Below are 224 nucleotides of genomic sequence, written 5' to 3'. Positions count from 1 at the left end.
CGCCCGCCGCGCGGGCACCACACCGCCCAACGCCAGCCGGCACATCACGGCCCTGCGGGAGGCGGCACTGGTCTCCAGCCTGCGCCACCGCAACGCGACCCTGCACACGGTCACCGAGCTGGGCCTCGCCCTGCTGGAGGGAGACAGCCTCGGCATCCACGTATAGGCGCGGATGCGGTGCCCGAGCCGTACGGCCGGGGCGTCGGCCGTGCGGGGCGGGGGCG

It is taken from the genome of Streptomyces sp. NRRL B-24572 (assembly GCF_002156145.1).
GTDB classification, from domain to species: domain Bacteria; phylum Actinomycetota; class Actinomycetes; order Streptomycetales; family Streptomycetaceae; genus Streptomyces; species Streptomyces vietnamensis.
This window is presented reverse-complemented; position numbering follows the sequence as displayed.